The following is a 20,773-nucleotide window of genomic DNA, read 5'->3' on the forward strand; positions in this document are numbered from 1 at the left end:
GCGTCGGTCTGGCCCGCAATCGGAACGGAGCCGCCCTGTGGCTGGCGGCCGGCCCCAAGGGGTATCAACGCCGGGCTTCGGTCTCGGCGATCAGTTCCTCGACCTTCGGCCCCAGCGTCTCGACGATCAGCCTGACCCCTTGGGCCGAGGCATGCAGCCCATCGCTTTGCAGCAAGGACATATAGGCCTCGCCCGGACCGTCGTAGAGCGGCTGGTACAGGTTATCCAGCACCAGCGCCCCGTGCCGGGTGCCGAGGCGCGGCCAGATCCCGGCCCATTCCTCGCGCTGCGGGGCGTCCGCGTCGGGCAGGGCGATGCCGACCAGCAGCAGCGGCCTGCCGCCCTTGCCCGCCTGTTCGAGGATCGAATCGAGATTGTCCTCGGCCATGTCCGGGGTGAAGCCCAGCAGCAGGTCGTTGCCGCCCAGCTCGACGATCACCGCGTCGGGCTTGTGGCGGACCAGCGAATAGCCGATCCGCACCCGCCCGCCGGCGGTGGTGTCGCCGGACAGCCCGCCGTTCAGCACCACCGCGTCATGCCCCCGCGCCTTCAGCCAGGCCTGCAGTTGCGGCACCAGCCCGTCGCGGGCGGGCAGGCCGTAGCCCTCGGTCAGGCTGTCGCCGAAGGCGAGGATGCGCAACGGCGCGGCCGCGACGACCGGGGCGACGGCCAGCGCCAGGAACAGGACAAGGGCTCTCAGGATCATCCGGCACGCCTCAATCGCAACGCGTTACTGACCACGAAGACCGAGGAGAGTGCCATCGCCCCGGCCCCCAGCATGGGTGACAATTGCGGCCCGCCGAAGGGTACCAGCCCCCCCATGGCCACGGGAATCAGGGCGGCATTGTAGCCGAAGGCCCAGAACAGATTCTGCCGGATATTGCGCATGACGCTGCGTGACAAGCGGATCGCCCGCGCCACGCCCGCCGGATCGCCGCCGACCAGCACCACCTCGGCCGATTCGATGGCGACATCGGTGCCGGTGCCGATGGCGATGCCGGTCTCGGCCGCGGCCAGCGCCGGGGCGTCGTTGATGCCGTCGCCGACGAAGACCGTGCCCGGTCCCATCTCGCGGATGGCCTGCAGCTTGCCTTCCGGCAGGACGCCGGCGGTCACCCGGTCGATGCCCAGCTTGCGGCCCACCGCCTCGGCCGTGGCCTGCACGTCGCCCGAGATCATCGCGGTCTGCAGGCCCAGCCCGTGCAGCTCGGCGATGGCCTCGGCCGCCTCGGGGCGGATCGGGTCGGCCAGCGCCATGGCGGCGGCGTGGCGGCCGTCCACCGCCAGATGCACCGGCGTCGCACCTTGCGCGGCCCAGTCCTCGGCCGCGGCGATCAGGGCGGGCGAGGCACTGACGCCGGCCTCGGCCAGCGCGGCGGCATTGCCGATCAGCAGCGCGCGCCCCTCGACCCGGGCGGAAAGCCCGCGTCCGGCGGTGGCCGCGACCGCCTCGGCCGCCGGCAGGTCCAGCCCCTTGTCGCGCGCGGCGGCCAGGATGGCGGCGGCCAGCGGATGCTCGGAGCGCGCCTCGGCCGCGGCGGCAAGGCGCAATGCCTCGAGCGGCGCGATGTCCTCGGTTTCCAGCGCGGTCAGGGCGGGCGCGCCTTGCGTCAGGGTGCCGGTCTTGTCGAAGCCGACGACGCGGGCATCGGCCAGCCTTTGTAGCGCGTCGCCGCGCCGGAACAGCACCCCCAGCTCGGCGCCGCGTCCGGTGCCGACCATGATCGAGACCGGCACCGCCAGTCCCATGGCGCAGGGGCAGGCGATGATCAGCACCGAGATTGCCGCGACCAGCGCCTGGCCCAGCGAGCCGGTCAGGATCATCCACAGCGCAAAGCTCAGCAGCGCCAGTCCGATCACCACCGGCACGAAGACCGCGGTGATGCGGTCCACCAGCGCCTGCACCGGCAATTTGGCGGCCTGCGCGTCCTCGACCATGCGGATGATGCGGGCCAGAACCGTGTCGCCGCCGGTCGCGGTGACGCGATAGGCCAGCGCGGCATTGCCGTTCACCGTGCCGCCCGTCACCGGATCGCCGGGGTTCTTGGTGACCGGCACCGGTTCGCCCGTCAGCATGGATTCGTCGATGGCGCCGCTGCCCTCGGTCAGCACGCCGTCCACCGCCACCCGCTCGCCCGGTTTCAGGTGCACGATGTCGCCGGAGCGCAGTTCGGCCACCGGGATCTCGACGATGCGGCCGTCGCGCTCGACATGGGCGCTGTCGGGCGCCAGTTCGATCAGCCGGCGGATGGCGTCGCCGGCCCGGCCCTTGGCGCGCGCCTCGAGCCAGCGACCCAGCAGGATCAGCGTCACGATGACGGCGGCGGCCTCGAAATAGACATGCACCGAATCCGCCGGCAAGAGGCCCGGCGCGAAGGTCGCCACCGTCGAATAGAGCCAAGCCGCCGAGGCCCCCAGCGCGACGAGGCTGTTCATCTCGGGGGCGCGGCGCAGAAGCGCGGGGATGCCGATGCGGAAGAACATCCGGCCCGGCCCGGCCAGAACCGCACTGGTCAGCAGAAATTCCAGCACCCAGAGCGTGCGCTGGCCGATCGCCATATGCAGCCAGTTATGGAAGGCCGGGAAGGCATGGCCGCCCATCTCGGCGATGAAGACCGGCAGGGTCAGCGCCAGCGCGATCAGGAAGTTGCGCTTCAGCGTCGCCGCGTCGCCGCCATGGTCGTGCATGTGATGGCCGGCCTCGGCCTGCACCTGCGCGGGATAACCCTTGGCGCTTACGGTATCGGCCAGCGCCTGCGGCGCGACGGCGGGCGAATGGTGGATGGTGGCGGTGCCGGTGGCCAGATTCACCTGCGCCGCACTCACGCCCGGCATGGCGGCCAGGGCCTTTTCGACCCGGCCCACGCAAGAGGCGCAGCTCATGCCCTCGACGGCCAGCCGGGTCTGCCGGGACTCGGCCGGGTAGCCGGCTTTGGCCAGCGCCTCGACCGCGCGGGGCAGGGCCTCGGGGGTGTCGATGTGGAAATGCGCCCGGCCGGTAGCCAGGTTGACCTGCGGGTTCTGGATGCCCGGCACGGCGGCCAGGGCCTTTTCGACGCGCCCTACGCAAGAGGCGCAGCTCATGCCGGTGACGGTCAGCTCGGCGTCGTTCGTGTGAGGTTTCATGGTTTTGTCCTGTCAGAATGGCGGAAAAGACGCGATTCAGACAGGATGGGGCGGGGCCTGCGGATGCTGGGGCAGATGGTGCAGAACCTGGTGCCGCGGCGGCGTTTCCGCCGCGTCGGGGCACCAGCGCAGGGCATGGCCGTTCCCGGCCAGAACCGGCCGGGACAGCCGCAGGCGGGCCGCGACATGACAGCGGCAGCCGCGCCCGCCCCGGCCCCGGCACAGATGCGGGACGCGGGTCGCCGCCCGGCGGGGCCGGGGGGTGGGGCAGCAGGCTGTGGCGGTCGCGCTGGTCATGGCGGGCGATCCTTTCCCGATGCAAGCTAGGCACGCTGGCGGCGCGTTTCAACCGCGTCACGGCGCTTTGAGTTGATCCCGCGCGCCCGAGCGGTTAGGCGGAGACCAAGGATTCCAAGGATTCAGGACGTAAACATGAACCGCAGACAGATGCTGTTGGCTACGCTGCCGCTGGTCGCCGCGCCGACGCTGCTTCTTGCGCAGGGCAAGGCGATGCCGGCCGCGCCCAAGGCCGAACCCCGGCGCGACCCCTATGCCCCGACCGAGGTTTCGATCCGCAACGATTTCGAGGTCGGCAGCATCGTCGTCGTCTCGAAGGATTTCTTCCTTTACCATGTCGTCGCGCCGGGCCGGGCGGTCCGCTACGGCGTCGCCGTCGGCAAGGCCGAGCTGGTCTGGAAGGGCCGCGCCACCGTCGGCCGCAAGACCGAATGGCCGAGCTGGAGGCCGACCCCGGCGATGATCAAGCGCAAGCCCGAGCAATACGGCAAATGGGCGGACGGCATGCCGGGCGGCCCGACCAACCCGCTGGGCGCGCGCGCGCTATATCTTTACGACGCGCGGGGCAACGATACCTCGATCCGCATCCATGGCACGACCGAGCCGGGCTCGATCGGCCGCGCCGTCTCGAATGGTTGCATCCGCATGCGCAACGAGGCGGTGATGGCGCTGTACGAGCAGATCCCGGTCGGCACGCCGGTCTATGTCTATTAAGTGGACATCCGCCTGACATCGCTGTCGGATCCGGCGCTGTCCGGGTTCGACACCCTGATCGACACGCGCTCGCCCCTCGAATTCGCCGAGGATCACCTGCCGGGCGCCATCAACCTGCCGGTGCTTTCGGACGAGGAACGCGCCCAGGTCGGCACCATCTACAAGCAGGTCTCGCCCTTCGACGCCCGCAAGCTGGGCGGCGCCACGGTCGCCGCCAATGCCGCGCGCCACATCGCCGGGCCGCTTGCGGGGTTCGGCGGCGGCTGGCGGCCGCTGGTCTATTGCTGGCGCGGCGGCCAGCGTTCGGGCGCTTTCGCCACCATCCTGCAGCAGATCGGCTGGCGCGTCGGCCGCATCGAGGGCGGCTACAAGGCCTGGCGGGCGCTGGTGGTGGCGCGGGTCACGGCACCCGTGACGGCGCCGGTCGTGGTGCTGGATGGCAATACCGGCAGCGCCAAGACCGAGATCCTGGCGCGGCTTGCGGCGCGCGGCTATCAGGTCATCGACCTGGAAGGGCTGGCGAACCATCGCGGCAGCCTGTTCGGCGCCATGCCCGGCGGCCAGCCCGGCCAGAAACTGTTCGAGAGCCGGCTGGCCATGGCGCTGGAGGCGCTGGACCCCGCCCGGCTGCTGCTGGTCGAGGCGGAAAGCTCGCGCATCGGCGATCTGAACCTGCCGCGCGGCATCTGGCAGGCGATCGTCGCCGCGCCGCGCATCCGTCTGGCCGTTCCGGTCGAGGCCCGCGCCGCCTATACGGCGCAAAGCTATGCCGAGGCCTGTGCCGATCCGGAAACGCTGGCGCGGATCGTCAACGGCCTGCGCCCGCTGCACCCGGCCGAACGGATCGAGGACTGGCTGCGCATGATCGACGCCGCCGACTGGCGCGGCTTGGCGGCGGGGCTGATGCGCGACCATTACGACCCGCGCTATGAGAAACACCGCGCCCGCCATGACGACGGGCGGGGACCGGTGGTGGCGCTGGAGAGCCTCGACGATCTGGACGGCGCCGCGGTCCGGGTCGAGGCGGTGTTGGCGGGGCTGGCCTAGCGCCGGTGGCGCGGTCCTTTGCCTCCGGCGGGGGTATTTGGCAACGGTGAATGGGGGGCGTCAGGCGCCCTGGCCAAGAAAGCGGCGCAGGATGCGTTCCAGCTTGGCCGCGCCCAGGGGTGCCATGGCCTTGGTGTGGTCGTGGCTGATCGCTTCGTCCGAGAGACCCGCGCCCATGTTGGTGATGACCGAGACGGCGGCGCAGTGCAGGCCCAGGAAACGCGCCAGGATCACCTCGGGCACGGTGGACATGCCGACGGCGTCGGCGCCCAGGATGCGGGCGGCGCGGATTTCGGCCGCGGTCTCGAAGGAAGGCCCCGAGAACCAGCAATAGACCCCCTCGGGCAGCGGGATGTGCTCGGCCGCGGCGGCGGCCTGCAGCGCGGCGCGGATTTCGGGATCATGCGCATCGGTCATCGGCACGAAGCGCGCCTCGGACGGTTCGCCGATCAGCGGGTTGGTGCCGGCGAAGGCGATGTGATCCGAAAGCAGCATCAGCGCCCCGGGCGGCATGTCGGCGCGCAGGCTGCCGGCCGCATTGGTCAGGATCAGCCGCTTGCATCCCAGCGCCTGCAACACCTCCAGCGGCAGGCGCATGACATCGGCGCGGCCGGATTCGTAGTAATGCGCCCGCCCGCCCAGGACCGCGACCCGGCGTCCCTGCAGCCGTCCGACGACCAGTTGCGGCACATGGCCCGACACCCCGGCATGCGGAAAGCCCGGCAGGTCGGAATAGGGGATCGCCACGCCCTCGACCGCCGCCGCCAGATGCCCGAGGCCCGAGCCGAGGATCAGCCCGTATTCCGGCGGCGCGTCCCCGGCGCGGTCGCGGATCAGGCGGGCAAGCTCAGCGCTCCTTGACATAAGGCTCTCCTCCGGCGCGGGGCGGGATGGCGCGGCCGACGAAGCCGGCCAGGATGATGACGGTCAGGATATAGGGCAGGGCGTTCATGAACATCGAGGGCACGGTGATGATCCCCAGGTCGAGATCGGGGAAGCGGTTCGCTACCGCCTCCATCAGCCCGAACAGGAAAGTGGCGAACAGCGCGCTCCACGGCCGCCACTTGGCGAAGATCAGCGCCGCCAGCGCGATGAAGCCGCGCCCGGCGGTCATCTCCTTGACGAAGCCGGCCGAGATGCCGGTGGCGAGATAGGCCCCGGCGATGCCGCACAGCACCCCGCAGATCATCACCGCGCCATAGCGCAGCCGGGTGACCGAGACGCCGGCGGTATCGACCGAGGCCGGGTTCTCGCCCACCGCGCGCAGCCTGAGGCCGAAGCGGGTGCGATAAAGCACCCACCAGGTCAGCGGCACCATGGCGAAGGCGACATAGACCAGCAGCGTGTGGCCCGAGACCAGTTCGGCATAGACCGGGCCGATCACCGGCACCGGGCGCAGGCTGTCGGCGAAGGGCAGGGTGATCTCGCCGAAGCGCGCCGCGCCGGAAAGCGAGGGCGTGCGGCCGCCCAGCCCGAAGATCTTCTGCCCCAGAAGCACCGTCAGCCCCGAGGCGAGGAAGTTGATCGCCACGCCCGAGATCAGCTGGTTGCCGCGAAAGCTGATCGAGGCGAGGCCATGCAGCCCGGCCATGGCCGCGGCGCCGGCGATCCCGGCCAGCAGGCCCAGCCAGGCGCTGCCGGTGGCATAGGCGACCGAGGCCGAGGTGAAGGCCGCCATCAGCATCTTGCCTTCCAGTCCGATGTCGAAGACCCCGGCGCGTTCGGAATACAGCCCGGCCAGGCAGGCCAGCAGCAGGGGCGTCATCAGCCGCACCGCCGAATCGAGGATCTGCAGGACCGTCGCGAAATCCATCACGCCCCCTTCCGGCGCAACGCCATGAACAGCCGTTCCAGCGGCATGCGCACCATGTTGTCCAGCGCCCCGGTGAACAGGATCACCAGCGCCTGGATGACCACGATCAGCTCGCGCGGGATGGTGGTCCACAGCGCCAGCTCGCCGCCGCCCTGGTAGAGGAAGCCGAACAGCAGCGCCGCCAGCAACACGCCGAACGGATGGTTGCGGCCCATCAGCGCCACGGCGATGCCGATGAAGCCGGCGCCCTCGACGGCGTTCAGCACCAGCCGCTCGGCCTCGCCCATGACGTTGTTCACCGCCATCAGCCCGGCCAGCCCGCCCGAGACCAGCATTGCCACCACGGTGATCCGCAGGGCCGAGATGCCGGCGTAAAGCGCGGCGGGTTCGGACTTGCCGAAGGCGCGGATCTCATAGCCCAGCCGGGTGCGCCAGATCAGCAGCCAGACCAGCAGACAGGCGGCCAGGGCGATGAAGAAGGCGATGTTCACCGGCGTGTTCTCGCCCCAGTTCAGCCCCAGCGCCTTGGCCATGCCCGACAGCTTCGGCAGATGCGTCGCCGGCGCGAAGTTGGCCGAGGCCGGGTCCATGCTGCCCACCGGGCGCAGCAGGTTGACCAGAACGTAGTTCAGCAGCGCCGCGGCGATGAAGTTGAACATGATGGTGGTGATGACGACATGGCTGCCGCGCCGGGCCTGCAGCCAGGCCGGGATCAGTGCCCAGGCCGCCCCGAACAGCGCCGCCCCCAGCATCGCCGCCGGCAGCGCGAGGGCCCAATGCGGCCAGGGCAGGGCCAGCAGCACCAGCGCCACGCCCAGGCCGCCCACCGCCGCCTGCCCTTCGCCGCCGATGTTGAACAGGCCGGCATGATAGGCGACCATCACCGCCAGCCCGGTGAAGATGAAATTCGTGGTATAGTACAAGGTGAAGCCCCAGCCATAGCTGGACCCCAGCGCCCCCTCGACCATGACCTTCAGCGCCTCGGCCGGGCTTTCCCCGATCGCCAGGATCACCAGCGCCGAGAGAACGAAGGCCAGCGCCAGCGAGATCAGCGGCGTCAGGATCACATCCGCCCATTTCGGCATTCGCTCCATCAGCCCGCCTCCCCCGGCTTTCTCTGTTTTCCAAATACCCCCGCCGGAGGCGAGCGGCCGATCATCCCGCGCCCCCGCCGGCATCGGAGCCCGGCGCCGCAGCCGGCGGAATCGCCGCCCCGGGCGGGGTGACGGCGGGGTCGACCCCGGCCATCAGGCAGCCCAGCTCGCCGGTCGTCGCCTCGCCGGGCAGCCGCTCGCCCATAATGCGGCCGTCGAACATCACCGCGATGCGGTCCGACAGCGCCGTGATCTCGTCCAGCTCGACCGAGACCAGCAGCACCGCCTTGCCGGCATCGCGCAGCGCCAGGATGCGCTTGTGGATGAACTCGATGGCGCCGATATCCACGCCGCGCGTCGGCTGGCCGATCAGCAGCAGGTCGGGATTGCGCTCGATCTCGCGCGCCACCACGATCTTCTGCTGGTTGCCACCCGAAAAGCTCTTGGCCGCCAGGTCGGGATCGGGCGGGCGCACGTCGAAACGCTCGATCTTGCCCATGGCGTCGGCGCGGATCGCGGCATTGTCCATCAACCAGCCCCGGTTGAACTCGGGCGCGTCGTGATAGCCGAAGGCCGCGTTCTCCCAGGCGGTGAAATCCATGATCAGCCCCTCGGCCTGCCGGTCTTCGGGAACATGGCCGATGCCGGCCTGCCTGCGCGAACGCCCGTCGGCGCCCTTGCCGCTCAGCGGCAGCGGCTTGCCGTTCAGCCGGATCTCGCCCGAGATGTGGCTGCCTGCTTCCGGAAAGCCGCCCAGGATCTCCAGCAGCTGGGTCTGGCCGTTGCCGGCCACGCCGGCGATGCCCAGGATCTCGCCGGCGCGGATCTCCAGGTCGATGCCGCGCAGCCGCTCGACCTTGTCGTGATCGACCATGCGCAGGCCGCGGATCTGCAGCACCGGGGCGCCGGGGATGGCGGGCGGCTTCTCCACCCGCAGCAGCACCTTGCGCCCGACCATCAGCTCGGCCAGTTGCGTCGGGCTGGTCTCGGCGGTGCGGACCGAGGCCACCATCTCGCCGCGCCGCATGACCGAGACATTGTCGGTGATCTCCATGATCTCGCGCAGCTTGTGGGTGATCAGGATGATGGTCTTGCCCTCGTCCTTCAGGCCGCGCAGGATGCGGAACAGGTGGTCGGCCTCGGCCGGGGTCAGGACGCCGGTCGGCTCGTCCAGGATCAGGATGTCGGCCTGGCGATACAGCGCCTTGAGGATCTCGACCCGCTGCTGGTGGCCGACCGACAGCTCCTCGACCAGGGCGTCGGGATCGACCTGCAATTCGTATTCCGCCGCCAGCCGCTTCAGCTCGCCGCGCGCCCGCGCCAGCGAGGGGCGCAGCAGCCGGCCGTCCTCGACCCCCAGGATGACGTTTTCCAGCACGGTGAAGTTCTGCACCAGCTTGAAATGCTGGAACACCATGCCGATGCCGGCACGGATGGCGGCCTGGCTGTCGGTGATGGCGATGGGCTGGCCGCCGACCAGGATCTCGCCGGCATCGGGCCGGTAGAAGCCGTAGAGGATCGACATCAGCGTCGACTTGCCGGCGCCGTTCTCGCCGATGATGCCGTGGATGGTGCCGCGCGGCACGCTCAGGTCGATGTTCCTGTTGGCCTGCACCGGCCCGAAGGCCTTGCAGATCCCCCGCAATTCGATTGCGGGGGCCGTGTCCGTCGCGCCAGCAAGCGCCATGTTACTCGACCGGGCAGGTATTGTCGGTCATGTAGTCATGCACCTTGATCTCGCCCCCGACGATGGCCTTGGTGGCGGCCTCGACGGCGGCGGTCATCTCATCGCTGATCAGCGGCTTGTTGTTCTCGTCCATGGCGACCGAGACCCCGCCCGAGGCCAGGTCCATCACCTTCACGCCGGGCTGGATCTCGGCCCCGGCCTTGAAGGCTTCATAGACGGAATTGTCCACGCCCTTGACCATCGAGGTCAGCACCTTGCCCGGGTGCAGGTGGTTCTGGTTGCTGTCGACGCCGATCGACAGGATGCCCGCATCGGCCGCCGCCTGCAGCACGCCGATGCCGGTGCCGCCGGCCGCCGCATAGATCACGTCGGCGCCCTGCGAGATCTGCGCCCTGACCAGCTCGCCGCCCTTGACCGGGTCGTTCCAGGCCGCGGGGGTGGTGCCGGTATAGTTGATGATGAGCTTGCCGTCCGGTTTCGCGGCCTTGAAGCCTTGGGCATAGCCGCATTCGAACTTGTGGATCAGCGGGATGTCCATGCCGCCGATGAAACCCACGGTGCCGGATTTCGACGCCTGCGCCGCCAGCACCCCGGCCAGATACGAACCCTGTTCCTCGGTGAAGACGATGGATTGCACGTTCGGCTGTTCGACCACCATGTCGATGATGACGAATTTCGTGTCCGGATAGTCGGGGGCGACCTTGTTCAGCACCTCGCCGAAGGCGAAGCCGGTCATGACGATGGGATTGGCCCCCGATTGCGCCAGCCGGCGCAGCGCCTGCTCGCGCATCGCCTCGGACTGCATCTCCAGTTCCTTGTAGCTGCCCCCGGTCTCGGCCTTCCAGCGCTCGGCGCCGTTATAGGCGGCCTCGTTGAAGGATTTGTCGAATTTCCCGCCCAGGTCGAAGATCAGCGCCGGATCCGCCAGCGCCGCCAGCGGCAGTAGGGTCAGGCAGGCGCCGGCCAGCAGGGATTTCATCAGGGACATGTCAGAACCTCAACCTGTTGCGGGCGATTCAGCCCGGGAATAGCCGGATTAGGGCGCAAGGGCCGGATTCCGTCAACCGTTTGTCTTGGCTGGCAGGGCGCAGCGCATCAGGATCGCGTCGAGGCCGGGGGCGTAGTAATTCCGCCGCCGGCCGGCCACTTCCCAACCCTGCCCGGCATAAAGCGCGATGGCGCCCGCATTGTCGGCCGCGACCTCCAGAAAGGCCTGCTCGGCGCCGCGTGCCCGTGACGCTGCGGCGAAATCCCCAAGCAGGCGCGAGGCGAGACCCTGCCGCCGCGCCTCGGGGGCGACGGCCAGGGTCAGCAGCTCGGCTTCGTCGGCGACGGCGCGGCCCAACAGGAAGCCCTGCGGCCGCGCCAGCAGGAAGTTCAGCGGGCTTTGCAGCAGATCCTCGAACTCGGCCGCCGACCAGGGTCGGGGATGCGCCCCGAAACAGCGCAGGTGCAGGGTGGCAAGCTGGTCGGGATTCATCTGGGGGTCATCGGGCCGTCAGGGCAGCATGACCGGGCCGCGGTCGCGGGCCGGCGCGGCATCGGCGGGACGCAGGTAGATCGGCGCCGGGCGCGGCAGGTCGGGCTGTGCCCGCCGGGCCATGGCGATGCGGGCGATGGCCTCGGCCAGCGGCATGGCCGGGGGCAGGGCGGGCGGGCCGGGCGGCAGGTCCTGCGCCGGCGCTTGGCGCGGCGCGGTTTCGGGGCCGTCGCCGGGGCCGAAATCCTGCCAGATGACCTCGCCCGAACGCGCGGGCAGCGCGACGCGGCAGGGGCGGGGCAGGCCGAAGGCCGCAGCTTCGGTCACGCCGACGCCGATGGCGGGGATGTCCAGAGACAGCGCCAGCCCGCGCGCCGCCGCCACCGCGATGCGGATGCCGGTGAAATTGCCCGGCCCGATGCCGCAGCCGATCACGTCGAGGTCGCGCCAGCCCAGGCCCGCCTGCGCCAGCACCTCGGCCAGCAGCGGCATCAGCCGCTCGGCCTGGCCGCGGGCCATGTCCTCGTGGCGCTGGGCCAGCACCCGGTCGCCTTGCAGCAAAGCGGCCGCGCAATGCGCGGCCGATGTGTCGAAGCCCAGCGAGAGCGCCTCAGCCAACGGGGCGGACCTCGGTCACTTCCGGGATGTAATGGCGCAGCAGGTTCTCGATGCCCATCTTCAGCGTCAGCGTGGAGGAGGGGCAGCCGGCGCAGGCGCCCTGCATGTGCAGGTAGACCACGCCGCGGTCGAAACCGTGGAAGGTGATGTCGCCGCCGTCCTGCGCCACGGCCGGACGGACGCGGGTGTCCAGCAGTTCCTTGATCTGGTTCACGATCTCGGCGTCGGGGCCGGCCTGATCGTTATGGCCGCTGGTGCTGGCCGGGCCCTCGATCGCCGGGGCGCCGGACTGGTAATGCTCCATGATCGCGCCTAGGACCGAGGGCTTCAGATGGTCCCAGACCGCGTCCTCGGCCTTGGTCACGGTGACGAAATCCGAGCCGAGGAACACGCCGGTCACGCCCGGCACCGCGAAGATGCGGCGGGCAAGCGGGCTGGTGGCGGCGGCATCGGCCTGCGGGAAATCCGCGGTGCCATTGCCCAGCACGGTTTCGCCCGGCAGGAACTTCAGCGTCGCGGGGTTCGGGGTGGTCTCGGTCTGGATGAACATGCGCGGGACTCCTTTGTGCCCGGATATGGGGATCGAAGGGGGGGCAAGTCAAGCTAGAGGGTGACGCCTTTGCCGGCGGCAAGCCCGGCGAAGATGAAGAAATTCACCAGCGCATGCGCCAGGGCGCCCGCGCCCGCCGTGCCCGAGGACAGCCGCGCCGCCATCATGAAGGGCGCGATCAGCGCCGCGCCGGCGATCATCGTCGCGGCACCCTGCCCGGAAAGCCGGGCGGCGCCCATTGCCGGCGCCAGGTGCCACAGCACGAACAGGGCCGCCGCCAGAACCTGCGCGGCTGGGCCCGGCCGCGGGATCAGGGCGCCGCGCCAGAACCCTTCCTCGAGCGTGCCGTTCAGCAGCGCCGCCAGCGCCACCGCCGCCAGCACATGCGGCGAAAGCCGGCCCGGCGCATCGCCCGACCACAGCGCGGCGGCCGCGACCAGAGCGGCCAGGGCCAGCACCGCCGGGGCCGAGGGACGGCGCAGGCGCAGCGACCATTCGCCGCAGCGGCGCAGCGCCAGGGCCAGCAGCGCCCAATAGACGGCCAGCCCGGCCAGATAGCCGTCGAGCGGCCGCAACCCGCTTTGCCCCAGCAGGTGGAACAGCCCCGCCAGCGCCGGAAACGCCAAAAGCGTCGCCGCCGCCAGCCGGCGGTTCATCAGGTGACCTGTTCCAGCCGCTCGCGCGAGATGTCGCCCGGCACGATGGTGATCGGGCAGGGCAGGCTAGCCATTTCGCGCAAAAGCCGGGTGACCAGCGGCCCCGGCCCGGCGCTTTCGGTCGAGGCGGCCAGCACCACCACGCCGATTTCGGGATCCTCGTGGATCTGCGCCAGCAGTTCGGTGCCCGGCTCGCCCTCGCGCACCACCAGCTCCGGTTCGATGCCGGGGCGGTCGCGCATCCATTTGGCAAAGACCTCGTAATGCGCCTCGATCCGCTCATAGGCTTCGGCGCGCATCACCTCGGCCACGCCCATGCCGTGCTGGATGGCATTGGCCGGAATCACCGCCAGCACCTGAACGCCGCCGCCGGTCTTGGCGGCACGCAGGGCGGCATAGCGGATGGCGTTCAGACATTCGCGCGAATCGTCCAGAACCACCAGAAATTTCCGCATCGTCCCCTACCGGCAGCCCCGATTTGAGCAAAGACTGGCCGAAAGGACACTGTTGCGCAAGTCTTGTGCTGTTTCCCTCTTGCGTCGGTTCCTAATTCACAGACCCTGTGTTACGCGAGATATGTTAGCCAAATCGCCGAACACGGGACGGAATCGTGACGATCCATCAAGACTGGGAAAAGACCGACATCGCGCGGCTTGCCACATTGCCCCAGCCCGAGATGTCGTGGTTCAAGGGCGAGGCGCATGGACGCGACGTGGCGGCCATGCCGGTCTCGAAACGGCTTTTCGACATCGCGCTGGCGCTGATCCTGCTGGTGCCGCTGTCAGTCGTCATGGCGGCCTTCGCGCTGCTGCTGGTGGTGGTGCAGGGGCGGCCGATCTTCTACACCGCGCCGCGGATGATCGCGCCGGGCCGGTCCTTCACCCATCTGAAGTTCCGCACCATGCTGCGCCAGGACGGCGATTTCGGCGTCACCGGCGCGCACAAGGCCTGGCGCATCACGCCGCTGGGCCATTTCATGCGCCGCACCCGCATCGACGAATTGCCGCAGCTTTTCAACATCCTGCGTGGCGACATGAGCTTCGTCGGCCCGCGTCCGACCATCCGCGAATACGTGGACCGCTACCCGGTCGTCTATGGCCAGGTGCTGAAAAGCCGCCCCGGCGTCACCGGTCTGGCGACGCTGATCTATCACCGGCACGAGGACAAGATCCTGCGTCGCTGCGACAGCGCCGAGGCGACCGAGGCCGCCTATGCGCAGCGCTGCCTGCCGACCAAGCTGAAGATCGACCTGATCTACCAGCGCAACCGCACCATCTGGCTGGATCTGTGGATCCTGTGGCGCACGGTGCTGATCGTCGTCTACAAGGACGAGCGCCCGCGCCGCCGCGGCCGCGACTGATCCCGCCTCCTGCCGCCTTTTCGCGATCGGCGCCCTTACCCATCTGGTCCAAGCCCGCATTGCAGCGTAAGAGCTGACCTGAAAGCGTAAGGGGAAGATCTTGCATCGAAAGATCCTGGTAACGGGCGGGGCAGGGTTCATCGGCAGCCATCTGGTCGAACGGCTTCTGGCCGCCGGCGACGAGGTGATCGTGCTCGACGACCTGTCGAGCGGCCGGCGCTGCAATCTGCCCGCCGGCCTGCGGCTGGTTCCGGGCGACGTGCTGGACGCAGAGCTGCTGGGATCGCTGCTCGTCGGCGTGGATTGCGTCATACACCTGGCGGCGCGGGTCTCGGTGCAGCTTTGCATCACCGACTGGATGGCGGCGCACCGGGTCAATCTGGGCGGCACCATCGCTGTCCTGCAAGCCGCGCAGCGGGCGGGCAATGTGCCCGTGGTCTATGCCTCGACGGCGGCCGTCTACGGCAACCGTTCGGGCACCGATTGCCGCGAAACCGACCTGCCGCTGCCGATCTCGCCTTATGCCGCGGACAAGCTCGCCTGCGAGCATCAGGCCCGGGCCATGGCCGAGGTGCATGGCCTTGCCTCGGTGGGGCTGCGGTTCTTCAACGTCTATGGTCCGCGCCAGGATGCGGCCTCGCCCTATGCCGGGGTGATCTCGAAATTCTGCGCCAACCGGCTGGCGGACCGCCCGCACCTGATCTTTGGCGACGGGCTGCAAAGCCGTGACTTCATCTATGTCGCCGATGTGGTCGACGGGCTGCTGCGCGCCGCGGATCATGTCGCGGGTCAGGGCGGCGCCGAGGTCTTCAACCTGTGCACCGGCACCGAGACGACGCTGCTGGAGCTTGCGGCGCAGATCGACCGGGTGGCGGGGCGCGGGACAAGCGCGATCGACCATGCCCCGGCGCGCGGCGGCGACATCCGCGCCTCGCGCGGCAATCCCGAGGCGGCGCGGGCCCGGCTGGGTTTCACCGCGCGCATCCAGGTTGCCGAAGGGCTGCTGCAGTTCTGGGCGGCTCAGGCGCCGAAGGGCCCCGGCGCGTAGCCCACGCCCGTCAGATACAGCCCCTGCGGCGGGCAGACCGGGCCGCAGGCGGCGCGGTCGCGCGCCTGCAGCGCCTCGGCCACGCGCGCGGGCGGCCATGCCCCGGCACCGACCCGTTCCAGCGTGCCGACGATCGAGCGGACCTGGTTGTGCAGGAAGGATCGCGCCCGCAGGTGAAAGCGGTATTCGCGGCCCTGCGGCACGGCCAGTTCCTCGATGCGGATCTCGTCCAGGGTCTTTACCGGGCTTTTCGACTGGCACATGGTCGAGCGGAAGCTGGTGAAGTCGTGCAGCCCGATCAGATGGGCGGCGCCGGCCCGCATCGCCCCGGCATCCAGCGGCTGCGACACCTGCCAGACCCGGCCGCGGTCATGGGTGGCGGGCGCGCGCCGCGCCAGCAGGCGGAAGGTATAGCGCCGCTCATGCGCCGAGAAGCGGGCGTGGAAATCCTCGGCCACCCGCGTCGCGGCAAGGATGGCGACCGGGGCAGGCTTCAGGTGCCAGTTCAGCGCCTCGGACAGCCGGAACGGATCCCAGTCGCGGACCAGGTCGGCATGGGCGACCTGGCCGGTGGCATGGACGCCGGCATCGGTGCGCCCCGCCGCGGCGATCCGGCTGCCTGCGGCGAAACCGGGATCGAGCCGGGCCAGCGCCGCCTCGACGGCGCCCTGCACGCTGGGCCGGTCGGCCTGGGCCTGCCAGCCGGCGAAGGGGCCGCCGTCATATTCGATCAGCAAGGCAAAACGGGGCATGTCTCTCAGCGGCGCTGCTTGTCCGCGTCGCGCGGGATCAGCAGGTCGTCCATGGTCATCGGTCGCTGCAACTCGGCAGGGTCCGATGCGGGGTCGGGCAGGGTGGCGGCGGGGCGCAGCCCCTCGCGCGCCAGGCGGTCGCGCAGCACGCTGATCTCGATGTCGAGGTCGGTGCGCCCGCCCTCGAGCAGCCTGGCGCTGCGGGCGGCAAATTCGGTTTCCAGGTCGTCGAGCAGGGTTTCGTAATCCTGCCGCGCCCGCGGGTCGCGGGACTGGGCGTAGAGATCGGCGAATTTCACCGTCGCGTCGCGGGCGCCCTGCAGATAGACGCCCAGATAGCGGCGCAGGGCGCCGATATTGTCGGGATTGTCCTCGACATGGCCGAAAAGCTCGCGCGCGGTGGCGGCGAACAGGCCGACCCGGGCCTCGAGCCGGCGGTCGCCGGTGCGCAGGATGGCGTCCTGCATGGCCTTGAGATGCGCCTCGCCCTCGGTGACGATGCGCTGGGCGCGGTCCTGCTGCACGCCGTCGATGCCTTCCATGCCCTTGTCGCGCAGGGGATCGGTGCCGAAGGCCAGCCAGTGCAGCACCGCGCCGGCGACGCCGATCACCCCGGCGCCGGCCTCGGCCCCCGGCACATAGGCGCCGACGGCAAGGCCGAGCCCGGTCAGGATGCCGCCGAACAGCTTGCGCGGGATCGCCGGACGGCGGGCGACGCGGCGGGCGTCATAGGCGGCCTCGGCCTGCAGCCCCTCGCGGGTCATCCACATGCCCGAGGCGAGGCTGCCGAAGCCGATGAGCTGCAGCGCGAGGCCGGTCGGATCCTGCCAGAAGGCGCTGATCAGCAGCGGCGTCGCCATGATCGTGACCCAGCGGGTGCGCGATTCCAGCGGGTGCCGGACCTCGCCCGGCGCCGGGCGCGCGGGCGGGCGCGGGTCGGTTCCGTCCAGCCGGGGCTGCGGCGAGAAGCGGCCGCCGAAACGCCTTGCCATCGCTGCCCCCTTTCAGCCCGCGCCCACGAAGGAGGCGTAGAGCGTCAGGCCCATCAGCAGGAAGAAGGACAGGCGCTGCATGGCTTTCTGGGACATGGGCTTCCTTTCGGTGCGTCGGGCTTTGGGTTCGGCGGAGGATCCGCAGGGGATTTGCCCGCAGGATATAGGGCTTGCCGGCCGCGAACGGAAGGGCGGGGGCGCGAGGGCTCTGCCCCCCGGCCTGATGCGCCCCGAGGCGGGACGCATCAGGCGCTCCCCCCGGGGTATTTGGGAAACGGCGAAAGCCGGTTCCGGGCCGGAGCGGATGCAAGCGGGGCAGGCCGGAGCGGGTGATGCGACGCGCCCTGGTTTCGACCACCGCAAACGAAGGGCGCAGAAAACCGCGGAGGCGTTCCCCGACCGCTTGCCCGGCGCCCCGAATTTCTTGCGATTTGCCTGGAATCATGGAGCGGGTGATGGGAATCGAACCCACGTATTCAGCTTGGAAGGCTGCTGCTCTACCATTGAGCTACACCCGCGTCGCGCCCTTCTATAGGGGCTGGCGGGGCGTCGCGCAAGCGTCGCGCGCTTGACGCCTGCGGGGCGGCGGGGCAAGCAGGGCGGCATGATCGATATCCGTCCCGTGGCCAATATCGTCGGCAAGGTCGTCGTCACGCTGGGGGCGGCGATGGCGCTGCCGATGCTGGTCGACTGGTGGCATGGCGACCCGCACTGGCTGATCTTCCTGGAATGCGGCATCCTGACCATGCTGGGCGGCGGGCTGGTGGCGCTGTCGACGCGGCAGGCCGACAAGTCGCTGACCATCCAGCAGGTGTTCCTGCTGACCGCGATGCTGTGGCTGGTGGTGCCGGTGGCGGGCGCGCTGCCCTTCATCCTGGGGGCGCCGCAGGTCGGCTTCACCGACGCCTATTTCGAGGCCATGTCGGGCCTGACCACCACCGGCACCACGGCCTTTCCCGATCTGGACGGGCTGCCCAAGGGCACCAACCTGTGGCGCGCCTTCCTGAACTGGTCCGGGGGGCTGGGGATCATCGTGGTCGCCATGATCTTCCTGCCGGTGATGAAGGTCGGCGGCATGCAGTTCTTCCGCTCGGAGGGCTTCGACACGCTGGGCAAGATCCTGCCCCGCGCCTTCGACATCGCCCGCGAGATGACCGGCGTCTACATCGCCATGACCGGGCTGTGCATGGTGGTCTACATCCTGCTGGGCATGAAGGGCTTCGACGCGCTGGTGCTGGCCCTGTCCACCTGCTCGACCGGCGGGTTTTCCAATTACGACGCCAGCTTCGCGCCCTTCATCGGGCCGGCGGAATATGCGGCGTCCTTCTTCATGATCCTGGCCTCGATTCCCTTCATCCGCATGGTGCAGCTGATCCGTGGCTCGGCCGAGCCGATCTGGAACGACACCCAGATCCGGGCCTATCTGCGCTGGACCTTCTATGCCATCGCGGTGATCGTGCTTTATCGGCTGTTGTGGCTCGAGACGCAGAATCCGTTCGACGTGATCCGCGAGACCGTCTTCAACGTGATCTCGACCTTTTCCGGCACCGGCTTCGCCTCGACCGACATGACGCAATGGGGGCATTTCCCGCTGGTCATCCTGATCATCGTCGGGCTGATCGGCGGCTGCACCGGCTCGACCTCGTGCTCGGTCAAGGTGTTCCGCTATCTGGTGCTGTTCCAGGCGGTCAAGGCGCAGCTGCGGCGGATGCAGTCGCCGCACCGGGTCTTCCCGCTGCTTTACGGCGGCCGACCGCTGGAGGAGGACGTGGTCGATTCGGTCATGGCCTTCTTCACCCTGTTCATCCTGTCCTTCGGCCTGCTGATCGTCGGGCTGGCGCTGACCGGGCTGCATTCGCGCACGGCGCTGACCGCGGCCTGGACCGCCATCGCCAATGTCGGCGTGGTCTGGGGGCCGGAGCTGACGCCCAGCGGTGCGGTGACGGATTTCCCCACCGCCGCGAAATGGCTGATGACCTTCGGCATGTATCTGGGCCGGCTCGAGCTGATCTCGGTGCTGGTGCTGTTCCTGCCGCGGTTCTGGCGCGCCTAGTTCCGGCTAGTCCTGCGCCACGGCCGGGGCGATGGCCGGGGTCTCGGGCCGGGTCTCGCCGGCGCCGGGGGCGAAGCGGCTCAGATTGTCCGAGATCTCGGCCGCCAGCCGGTGCTGGTCCTCGGGGTCCGAGATCGGCCAGATCAGCACGAAGCCCTGCACGCGGCCGTCCACCACCCGGCCCTCGGCATGGCCGATATGGGTCTGGTTGCGCCCGTCCAGCGTGACGCTGCCGCGTTCCACCCTGCGCTCGGGCGCCGGCACCCAGCCAAGCGCGGTGACCAGGCCGGCAAGGTCCAGCATCTCTTGCCGGCCGCCGGGCTGGCTGAACAGGATCAGCGCCGCGCCCGAGCCTTCCTTCGGCCCATAGATCGACAGCGCCCGCTCGGCGCGGTCGAATTGCAGCTTGTCCATCGGCGCCGGCAGCGCCAGCCCGGTATGGCTGTCCCGAAGCGCGGTCAGGCCCATCTCGGCGCGCCAGGCCTCGCGCCGCCGGATCAGCTCGGCCATGGCGGTGGCGGTGTCGGGCGAGGCGCGCAGGCGCACGATCTCCTCGGCGATGGCGGCGCGGGTCTTGGGGCCGTCCTTGCCGTCGATGCCGCCGTCGTAATGGCCCGCCCAACGCAGGGCGCGCTGAATGTCCTCGAGCGGCGGCATGGCCGCCGGGGTGGCGTCCGGGGCAGGGGGGGCGCCCAGCTCCGGCACCTTGCCGATGATCGCGATCTCGCCCATGTCCTCGGCGGCCGATAGGAATGCGTCCCTGGGCACGGCGCCGGCGGCCTTGAACGCCTTCAACCAGGCGGTGCCGGTCGCCTCGTCCAGCGGGCCGAAGGCGATGGCCGAACGGCCGTTGGGCAGGGTCCAGAGCCCGGCTTCGGGCAGGGTCTCGCGCCATTTCGCCAGCAGCTCCTCGGCACGGGCCCGGTCGGTGCTGGATTCGAGGCGCAGGAAGAATTGCGCCGGCGCGGGTTCGGCGGCGGGGGCCGGCTCGGCTGCCGCGGTTTCGGGTTCGGCCGCAGCCGCATCCGCAGTCGCCGGCTGACCCGCGCCCTGCGGGAAGGTCGAGGCATTGCCGGTCGCCGTCTCGGGCGCTGCCGGCGCGGCAGGCGCCGCCGCGGCCGCCGGGGTCAGATCGCGGCCCGCCGCGGCGGCCAGGAAGCTGTCGCCCGGCACCTTGCGTTCCTGTTTCAGTTGCTCCAGCCGCGCCGCCGCCTCGTCGCGCGGCATCGGACCAAGCGCGATGCCGACCCAGCCATCGGCCAGCGGGAAGGTCACGACATCGGAGAATTGCGCCCCCCAGCCTTCGGCACTGGCGCGAGCGGCTTCGGCGCCGCGCTTGGCCTCGATGCGGATCACCACATCCTCGGCCTGCGCCGCCGGGGCAAGAGCCAGCGGCAGAGCCGCGCCGATGACGAATGCAAAGCGCCGCATGGGCATGTCCCTCTTACATTGACCCTGCGCCGCCCTCTGCCTAGAAGGCGGCAGA

At 70.0% G+C, this 20,773-nt stretch carries 21 protein-coding genes and 1 tRNA gene; 5 read left to right on the forward strand and 17 right to left on the reverse strand.

The window, feature by feature from the left end; translation table 11 throughout:
- Positions 1-64 precede the first annotated feature (64 nt).
- Genes NBE95_RS06710 through NBE95_RS06720 form a run of 3 tightly spaced genes read right to left on the reverse strand, consistent with a single transcriptional unit; the run spans position 65 to position 3,423 of the window.
- Positions 65-706: an arylesterase gene (locus tag NBE95_RS06710; protein ID WP_289893131.1), complete on the reverse strand. Its 642-nt coding sequence runs from the start codon at positions 704-706 to the stop codon at positions 65-67.
- Positions 703-3,126, reverse strand: coding sequence for a heavy metal translocating P-type ATPase (locus NBE95_RS06715; protein ID WP_289893132.1), 2,424 nt, complete (start codon positions 3,124-3,126; stop codon positions 703-705). The genes NBE95_RS06710 and NBE95_RS06715 overlap by 4 nt, the downstream gene beginning before the upstream one ends.
- Positions 3,127-3,162: 36 nt before the next feature.
- The gene (locus NBE95_RS06720; protein ID WP_289893133.1) at positions 3,163-3,423 is read right to left on the reverse strand and encodes a hypothetical protein; all 261 of its coding nucleotides are present in this window, start codon (positions 3,421-3,423) and stop codon (positions 3,163-3,165) included.
- 135 nt (positions 3,424-3,558) lie between these two features.
- Here NBE95_RS06720 and NBE95_RS06725 point away from each other — a divergent pair, with 135 nt between their 5' ends.
- Together NBE95_RS06725 and mnmH are read left to right on the forward strand one after the other, a co-directional pair.
- Entirely contained in the window at positions 3,559-4,137 is a 579-nt protein-coding gene (locus NBE95_RS06725; protein ID WP_289893135.1) for a L,D-transpeptidase, read from the forward strand.
- Complete coding sequence (gene mnmH / locus NBE95_RS06730; protein ID WP_289893136.1) at positions 4,138-5,184, forward strand: tRNA 2-selenouridine(34) synthase MnmH; 1,047 nt, start codon at positions 4,138-4,140, stop codon at positions 5,182-5,184. It begins immediately after the preceding gene.
- Positions 5,185-5,244: 60 nt separating this feature from the next.
- On the opposite strand, the gene NBE95_RS06735 is transcribed toward mnmH, so the two are convergent.
- From NBE95_RS06735 to NBE95_RS06780, 10 genes are all read right to left on the reverse strand, one after another.
- Positions 5,245-6,048 (reverse strand): purine-nucleoside phosphorylase, encoded by an 804-nt coding sequence (locus NBE95_RS06735; RefSeq protein WP_289893137.1) that lies wholly within the window; start codon positions 6,046-6,048, stop codon positions 5,245-5,247.
- Positions 6,032-6,997, reverse strand: a complete 966-nt coding sequence (locus NBE95_RS06740; protein WP_289893138.1) for an ABC transporter permease — start codon at positions 6,995-6,997, stop codon at positions 6,032-6,034. Before NBE95_RS06740 ends, NBE95_RS06735 begins: the two co-directional genes overlap by 17 nt.
- Entirely contained in the window at positions 6,997-8,091 is a 1,095-nt protein-coding gene (locus tag NBE95_RS06745; protein ID WP_289893139.1) for an ABC transporter permease, read from the reverse strand. The genes NBE95_RS06740 and NBE95_RS06745 overlap by 1 nt, the downstream gene beginning before the upstream one ends.
- 61 nt (positions 8,092-8,152) lie before the next feature.
- The gene (locus NBE95_RS06750) at positions 8,153-9,778 is read right to left on the reverse strand and encodes an ABC transporter ATP-binding protein (protein WP_289893140.1); all 1,626 of its coding nucleotides are present in this window, start codon (positions 9,776-9,778) and stop codon (positions 8,153-8,155) included.
- Between the two features lies 1 nt (position 9,779).
- Entirely contained in the window at positions 9,780-10,766 is a 987-nt protein-coding gene (locus NBE95_RS06755) for a BMP family ABC transporter substrate-binding protein (RefSeq protein WP_289893141.1), read from the reverse strand.
- Between the two features lie 72 nt (positions 10,767-10,838).
- Entirely contained in the window at positions 10,839-11,258 is a 420-nt protein-coding gene (locus NBE95_RS06760) for a GNAT family N-acetyltransferase (protein ID WP_289893142.1), read from the reverse strand.
- Positions 11,259-11,276: 18 nt separating this feature from the next.
- Positions 11,277-11,876, reverse strand: coding sequence for a tRNA (adenosine(37)-N6)-threonylcarbamoyltransferase complex dimerization subunit type 1 TsaB (gene tsaB / locus NBE95_RS06765; RefSeq protein ID WP_289893143.1), 600 nt, complete (start codon positions 11,874-11,876; stop codon positions 11,277-11,279).
- On the reverse strand, positions 11,869-12,426 hold the full coding sequence (locus NBE95_RS06770) for a NifU family protein (RefSeq protein WP_289893144.1): 558 nt from the start codon (positions 12,424-12,426) through the stop codon (positions 11,869-11,871). Before NBE95_RS06770 ends, tsaB begins: the two co-directional genes overlap by 8 nt.
- Before the next feature lie 53 nt (positions 12,427-12,479).
- Positions 12,480-13,082 carry a CPBP family glutamic-type intramembrane protease gene (locus NBE95_RS06775; RefSeq protein WP_289893145.1) on the reverse strand — a complete coding sequence of 201 codons (603 nt, stop codon included), beginning with the start codon at positions 13,080-13,082 and terminating at the stop codon, positions 12,480-12,482.
- On the reverse strand, positions 13,082-13,537 hold the full coding sequence (locus NBE95_RS06780) for a universal stress protein (RefSeq protein ID WP_019352269.1): 456 nt from the start codon (positions 13,535-13,537) through the stop codon (positions 13,082-13,084). The genes NBE95_RS06775 and NBE95_RS06780 overlap by 1 nt, the downstream gene beginning before the upstream one ends.
- 155 nt (positions 13,538-13,692) lie before the next feature.
- Here NBE95_RS06780 and NBE95_RS06785 point away from each other — a divergent pair, with 155 nt between their 5' ends.
- Both NBE95_RS06785 and NBE95_RS06790 read left to right on the forward strand, forming a co-directional pair.
- On the forward strand, positions 13,693-14,442 hold the full coding sequence (locus tag NBE95_RS06785; RefSeq protein ID WP_289893146.1) for a sugar transferase: 750 nt from the start codon (positions 13,693-13,695) through the stop codon (positions 14,440-14,442).
- Between the two features lie 100 nt (positions 14,443-14,542).
- Positions 14,543-15,490: an NAD-dependent epimerase/dehydratase family protein gene (locus NBE95_RS06790; RefSeq protein WP_289893147.1), complete on the forward strand. Its 948-nt coding sequence runs from the start codon at positions 14,543-14,545 to the stop codon at positions 15,488-15,490.
- Here the strand turns inward: NBE95_RS06790 and truA are convergent.
- The 3 genes from truA to NBE95_RS06805 form a co-directional block, all read right to left on the reverse strand.
- On the reverse strand, positions 15,463-16,242 hold the full coding sequence (truA, locus tag NBE95_RS06795; protein WP_289893148.1) for a tRNA pseudouridine(38-40) synthase TruA: 780 nt from the start codon (positions 16,240-16,242) through the stop codon (positions 15,463-15,465). The genes NBE95_RS06790 and truA overlap by 28 nt on opposite strands.
- Before the next feature lie 5 nt (positions 16,243-16,247).
- On the reverse strand, positions 16,248-17,234 hold the full coding sequence (locus tag NBE95_RS06800) for a 5-bromo-4-chloroindolyl phosphate hydrolysis family protein (RefSeq protein ID WP_289893149.1): 987 nt from the start codon (positions 17,232-17,234) through the stop codon (positions 16,248-16,250).
- 444 nt (positions 17,235-17,678) lie between these two features.
- Positions 17,679-17,752, reverse strand: a tRNA-Gly gene (locus NBE95_RS06805).
- An 86-nt stretch (positions 17,753-17,838) separates the two neighbouring features.
- On the opposite strand from NBE95_RS06805, the gene NBE95_RS06810 reads away from it, so the two are divergent.
- Positions 17,839-19,287 (forward strand): TrkH family potassium uptake protein, encoded by a 1,449-nt coding sequence (locus tag NBE95_RS06810; protein ID WP_289893150.1) that lies wholly within the window; start codon positions 17,839-17,841, stop codon positions 19,285-19,287.
- A 6-nt stretch (positions 19,288-19,293) separates the two neighbouring features.
- On the opposite strand, the gene NBE95_RS06815 is transcribed toward NBE95_RS06810, so the two are convergent.
- Complete coding sequence (locus NBE95_RS06815) at positions 19,294-20,718, reverse strand: peptidoglycan-binding domain-containing protein (protein ID WP_289893151.1); 1,425 nt, start codon at positions 20,716-20,718, stop codon at positions 19,294-19,296.
- Positions 20,719-20,773: the final 55 nt, after the last annotated feature.

Source organism: Paracoccus sp. TOH (genome assembly GCF_030388245.1).
Classification (GTDB): Bacteria; Pseudomonadota; Alphaproteobacteria; order Rhodobacterales; family Rhodobacteraceae; genus Paracoccus; species Paracoccus simplex.